Source organism: Haladaptatus sp., from assembly GCF_049589095.1.
Classification (GTDB): domain Archaea; phylum Halobacteriota; class Halobacteria; order Halobacteriales; family Haladaptataceae; genus Haladaptatus.
The window spans coordinates 1-5,673 of the sequence record NZ_JBAWAC010000499.1; the positions used below are offsets into that span (position 1 = coordinate 1).

6 protein-coding genes and 2 pseudogenes are annotated in these 5,673 nt (G+C 62.7%); 5 read left to right on the forward strand and 3 right to left on the reverse strand.

Annotated elements, in window-relative coordinates; translation table 11 throughout:
• Nucleotides 1-195, reverse strand: a pseudogene (locus tag WBV42_RS15505) (molybdopterin biosynthesis protein); the annotation flags it as partial.
• 52 nt (nucleotides 196-247) lie between these two features.
• On the reverse strand, nucleotides 248-1,531 hold the full coding sequence (glp, locus tag WBV42_RS15510) for a gephyrin-like molybdotransferase Glp (RefSeq protein WP_423986819.1): 1,284 nt from the start codon (nucleotides 1,529-1,531) through the stop codon (nucleotides 248-250).
• Between the two features lie 238 nt (nucleotides 1,532-1,769).
• Between glp and WBV42_RS15515 the strand changes: the two genes are divergently transcribed.
• From WBV42_RS15515 to WBV42_RS15530, 4 genes are all read left to right on the forward strand, one after another.
• Nucleotides 1,770-2,378 carry a hypothetical protein gene (locus tag WBV42_RS15515; protein ID WP_423986820.1) on the forward strand — a complete coding sequence of 203 codons (609 nt, stop codon included), beginning with the start codon at nucleotides 1,770-1,772 and terminating at the stop codon, nucleotides 2,376-2,378.
• A 52-nt stretch (nucleotides 2,379-2,430) separates the two neighbouring features.
• Entirely contained in the window at nucleotides 2,431-2,787 is a 357-nt protein-coding gene (locus WBV42_RS15520; RefSeq protein ID WP_066145412.1) for an Hsp20/alpha crystallin family protein, read from the forward strand.
• 6 nt (nucleotides 2,788-2,793) lie between these two features.
• Nucleotides 2,794-4,464, forward strand: a complete 1,671-nt coding sequence (locus WBV42_RS15525) for an ABC1 kinase family protein (RefSeq protein WP_423986821.1) — start codon at nucleotides 2,794-2,796, stop codon at nucleotides 4,462-4,464.
• 65 nt (nucleotides 4,465-4,529) lie between these two features.
• Entirely contained in the window at nucleotides 4,530-4,907 is a 378-nt protein-coding gene (locus WBV42_RS15530; RefSeq protein WP_423986822.1) for a hypothetical protein, read from the forward strand.
• 106 nt (nucleotides 4,908-5,013) lie between these two features.
• Here the strand turns inward: WBV42_RS15530 and WBV42_RS15535 are convergent, their stop codons facing one another.
• Nucleotides 5,014-5,220, reverse strand: a complete 207-nt coding sequence (locus tag WBV42_RS15535) for a hypothetical protein (protein WP_423986823.1) — start codon at nucleotides 5,218-5,220, stop codon at nucleotides 5,014-5,016.
• A 211-nt stretch (nucleotides 5,221-5,431) separates the two neighbouring features.
• Here WBV42_RS15535 and WBV42_RS15540 point away from each other — a divergent pair.
• A pseudogene (locus WBV42_RS15540) lies at nucleotides 5,432-5,673 on the forward strand (aminotransferase); the annotation flags it as partial.

Here is a 5,673-nt window from a genome sequence, read left to right on the forward strand (position 1 = left end):
GACCGCGAAGCCGTCCATGCTCGCCCGGTCGAACCCCGGCACGTCGCGGTCGGCGTCGAGTCGCTCGGCCAGTACCCTGCCGCGTGCTTCGGTGAGCGAGACGTGTTCGGGATCCGCCGAGAGGTCCAACGAGGCTATCGCTTCGTGTGCCTCCTCGGGTTCTGCGAGGTCGCGGAACTCCTTTCGATCGGTCACGCGAATCCCCCCGGGATGAGTGTGACGCTATCGGACGTTCGTCCGATTGAAATCATGCCGACCACTCCCAGTTTCCGACTGCGACGGTCTCTCCCGCGGGAATCCCCTCGTGCTCCTCGGGTACTTCGACCCATCCATCCGCCAGCGCGACGCTGGAGAGGATGCCCGAACCGCTCGCTCGCGTCGGGGTGGCCGACCGCTCCTCCCCGTCCTCCTTCACCGTCACCCGAACGAACGACCTGATGCCCGGTTCGCTTCGAATCTTGCGTTCGAGCCGTGCATCCGTCGTCGGGAAATCATCGAGCGGCAGGTTACCCGTCCACTTCAGCGCGGGCCGGACGAACTGGACGGCGTTGATGATGCAGGCGACCGGATAACCCGGCAACATCACGATCGGGGTTTCCTCGCCATCCGAGTCGGAATCCTCCGAATTCTCAGAATTTCCACTGGCCATCGTGTCGTGCTCGATGATACCGAGGGCGACCGGGTGGCCCGGTTTCAGCGCGACGCCGTGGACGATCACTTCGCCGATGGAGTCGACGACTTCCGGAAGCAGATCCCGCTTCCCCACGGACGAGCCCCCCGTCGTGACGACGATGTCGTGGTCGAGGTTCGACTCGATCGCTTCGCGGAGCGCCGTCTCGTCGTCGGTCACCACGTCGTGATACGTCGCGTCGCCACCCCACCGCTCCACGAACCGGGAAACCGTGAGGCCGTTGGTTTCGACCACTTCACCCGGATCAGGGTCGGTTTGCACGAGTTCCTCGCCGGTCGGAATCACGGCGATCCGCGGCGGTTCGTAGACGGTCACTTCGCGCACGCCGACGGATTTCAGCATGCCGAGGTCGGACGGCCGCAGACGATGGCCCTGCTCGTAGAGCGACTGTCCCCTCTCGACATCCTCGCCGACGGGTGCGACGTTTTCGCCCTCCGCGACGGCATCGAACACTTCGACGTCGGTTCCGAACTCGTCCGTTTGCTCTATCATCACTATCGCGTCCGCCCCCGCCGGTACTTCGCTCCCGGTGTGGACCCGAACTGCCGCGCTGGGACCCATTTCCTCCGCTCTTCGGAGGACTTCGGGCGACCGGCCGCCCGCTCCGAAGGTGTCCTCTGCCCTGACGGCGTAGCCGTCCATCGCGGCCTGCGAGTAGTGGGGGACGTTTCGCGGGGCGACGATTTCCTCGGCGAGCACCCGATCATCCGCGTCGAGCAGCGGGACGGATTCGGTGCGGTCGTGTCCGGTGACGACTTCGTGTAGTCGCTCACGCGCCGCCGCCACGCGTGTCGTTTCCTTGAATCCGGACTGCTTTCTGTCCGGTTGGTGGTCGCTCATATGAACCCGTTCGGGACGGCGGGCAAAAAGGAAGCGGGGAACACTTATCGTCTCGTAGACAACACGGTTCGGCATAGCCCTCCCTGATCAACCGCTCGCCCTGCTGATCGTCGCCGTTGCCGCGGTTCTCGGCTGTGCCCTGTTGTGGTACGGTGGCCGCGAACTCCTCCTCTCGTATCGAATTCTGACCAACGACCCGAGCGACGTGATGTCGCTTGGCGACGGAATGCCAGTCTAAGTGGAGGGAACCGCGCAAGTGCAGGGCGGCACCCTCACGTCCCCGTTTACCGGGACGGAGTGTCTGGCATACGAGTACGAAGTCAAGGAAGAACGAAACTCCAAGAACGGGCGTAGTTGGACGACCATCGACAGCGGCTACAACTTCACGGCGTTTCGCATCGAGGACGGGACGGCCAGCGCGCTCGTCGACCCCCGCTCGGCCGATTTTCGGTTGAGTGCCGAGCGTTCCATCGACGTTCGCGGCGGGAAACGACCGCCCGAACCGATACGGGAGTTCATCCGGCGAAACGAGGACGTCGGGTCGGAGGAGAAGAGCCTCGACTCGAAACTGTTCGAGTTGAACACCGGAAAGGACCGAAAATACATCGAGAGACGCCTCGATATCGGCGAATCGCTTCATATCCTCGGCGAAGCGCGATACGACGCCAGTGCGGGGAGCGAGGCCGGAGAGGTGAACACCATCATCGGGTCCGGCGGCGACACCAAGTTCGTCATCTCGGATACGGACGAACGCGGTGCAGCGCGGCGTGCGGCGTGGAAGGGTCTCCCGTACGTGGTCGCCGGAGTCCTGTTTTTCGCCATCGGTGCGTTCGTCCTCGGCCTGTAATTCGACCGCCAAGACCGCACCCTTTTTCGGCCCTGCGTCCTAAGACGCAACTATGTCAGCGCTGCGCGATGCGTTGCGAGAACTCCCGGATGCCGTGTTCGCAGACCTACTGGAGAGCGACGGGGAGTACCTCCTCGTCCTCGACATGCCCGGCGTCACCGAGGAAACTATCGACATCGACGTGACGAATGGCCGCCTCCAGATCGAAGCGCGGCGCGAGAAGGACGTTCCCATCGAGTTCGACTACCTGAGCGAGGAACGTCCGCTCTTCCTCGATGCCGAACTGCCGCTTCCGCCAGATGCGACCGGTTCGGGTGCGGAAGCGACGGTTTCCCGTGGTGTGCTCGAAATCACGCTCCCGAAACGGACGTCGGCTCCCGAGGAGTCGGTGCCGGTTACGAGCCGTTAAGCGCGGGTGGTCACACTGGTATTTCTCCGCGCATATCGTCGGTTCGTTATCGTCGCATGGCAGTTCCTGCCGCTGTTGGTGAGCTATGCCCGCGACCGGAATCGGTTCCTGTTCTTCGGGTCGTCGCGGCAGGTGACGAGCGAGATGCGACGGGAGCGGGCGGATACGCTTCTCAGTTCGCTTTTGACCCTCGGTCCGACGTTCATCAAACTCGGGCAACTACTGTCGAGCCGTCCCGACGTCCTCCCGCCGGAGTACGTGGACGAGCTTTCGAAACTGCAAGACGAAGTCCCGCCCGCCCCGTGGGAGGATGCCGAAAACGTCCTCGAAGCGGAACTCGGCCCCGTCGAGGACAACTTCGAGGAGTTCGACACGGACGCGATCAGCGGTGCGAGCCTCGGGCAGGTGTACGACGCGCGGATCGACGGCGAGCGCGTCGCGGTGAAGGTCAGACGCCCCGGCATCGAGGACCTGGTCGCGGCCGACCTACGAGTCATTCGCTGGTCGCTTCCCGTTCTCATGCGGTTTTTGGGCCAGGGACGGGCCTTTTCGCTCGAAAACCTCGCCGACGAGTTCGGTCGGACGATCCGGGAGGAGATGGATTACGACCGCGAGGCGTCGATGCTGAACGAGATTCGGGCGAACTTCGAGGACGACCCCGATATCGTCATCCCGCGCGTCATCGAGAGCCACTCCGGTTCCCGCGTCCTCACGATGGAGTTCCTCAGTGGCACGAAGATCAACCGGATAGACGAACTGGACGAGGAGGGACTCGACAGCCACGAACTCGCCGTAAACCTCCAGCGCGCCTACCTCCAGATGATAATTCAGGACGGCGTGTTCCATGCGGACCCGCATCCCGGTAACCTCTCCGTTACGGACGATGGCAGCATCATTTTCTACGACTTCGGCATGAGCGGGCACGTGGACGACTTCATCCAGCGCAAGATCGTCGAGTTCTACATCGCGGTGGCGAATCAGGACATCGAAGGGATCCTCGACGCGCTCATCGAGATGGGAACCCTCAGCCCCGAAGCCGACCGCAGGACGATGGGACAGGTGATGGAACTCGCCATCGAGGACGCCCGCGGCGAGGACATCGAGACCTATCGCGTCCAGCAGATCGTCTCGCAGGTCGAGGACACGATTTACGAGTTCCCGCTCCGACTGCCGTCGAACCTCGCGCTCGTGCTTCGGGTGGCGACGGTCGTGGAAGGCGTCTGTGTCACCCTCGATCCCGGTTTCGACTTCATCGCGGTGGCGACGGAGTACCTCACCGAGGAGGGGTACCGCGAGGAGTCCGTCAAACAGTACGTCTCGGAGACGAGCGATCAGCTACAGGCGTCGGCCCAGTCGCTCGTCCGGACGCCGCCCAAACTGGAGCGCGCGTTGGACAGGATCGATCGTGACGACCTGTACGCCCGCGTCAGCATCGAGGACGACAACGACGTGTTCGACCTGCTGGCCAAACGGCTCATCTACGGCATCCTGCTCGCGTTCGGCGGGTTGACGACGGCGGTGTTGTACGTCGCAGAGGCGTTCCCCGCCGCCGCAGTCGCCGGACTGATTTCGCTGTTCGTCACGTTCCTGCTCTATCGTTCGTTCCGCAAGCGGCGCGGGATTCGAACGACGCCGCAGTTCACGCGACAGAACTTGCGGGAGCGGGACGGGGAGTAGGGAAACCGATTCGTGTTCGACTCGTTCCACAATCCTTTTGCAAACTCTGTTCATTTAATTGAACAATGGCATCCACCGTCACTCCCTCCAGCACCAGCGACCACGAGAGCCACTGGTGGATACTCCTGTTGCCGGGTTTGATTTCTGCTTCCGTCGCCACCGTCGCACTCGGGGTTGCCGGACTCGTGCTCCACAGCGAACCGCCGCTCTCGGTTTCGACGCTCCCTGCTCCGATAACGTTCGTTCTCGGGCTTGCGTTACTCACTGCGCCCGCCGCCGTCGCCATCGGTATCCACTTCGACCGAAAGTACGTCGCGTCGGTGTCCGAGTGGAAACCCCGTTCCGAATACGTCCTCCTCGGTGTCGCCATGTGGTTCGGCATCGGTATCCCGTTCGCCCTGTTGTACCTCTATCGCCGCCATCAGTACCTCGACATCCCCTGAGTCGAACTCACGGCGTCAATCCCATGGGGACGAGCGGTGCCGAAGATCGAACCGTCCGCTTTACCGAACGACTGCCGAATCGAATCCACAACGGCGGGACCGGAACTCAGCGGTTTCCGGTCAGTACGAGGAAAAGACCGAACAGAACACCCACCACGACGAGGACGATGCCGCCGATTCCGTATAGTTTCGGTGTGCTGTACTGGAGTTGGCCACCGTATTTCAAGATTGCCGCGGACAGGAGGAGCGTAAGCCCCGATCCGGTGAGAACGGTCGCGAGGTCGAAGCCGATTGGATTACCAATATCTGGCACGAACTTAATTGCCAGCGACGGTGGATACAGCTATTGCTTGCAGATACAAGCAATCGACGGTGATCGGCGTTCGATTGCAATCGACGAGTCGTACACGACCAAGACGAGTCGCCCACGCCCACCGCGACTCCGCTCCGACCGTCTCCGAAAACACCCTCTCCCCAACTGCCACATTCCGTAGCTTTTCCCCTCCTCCTCGCCAAGACTCGGTATGCAGATCGAACCCTTCGGCTTGGAGCGCTGGTTCGCAGAATACGAGCACGAGGCCGACATCATGCTGGCCGAGAGCGGCATCCGGAGCCTCGACGCCGACCGCTTCGACCTGAACCCCGGCGAGTTGGGCTACGTCATCCCGACGAACGGCGACCCCGAGTTCCGCGCCGAGGTGGGCGAGCGCTACGGCCGGAGCGCCGACGAGGTGCTGTTCACCTGCGGAACGCAGGAAGCGAACTT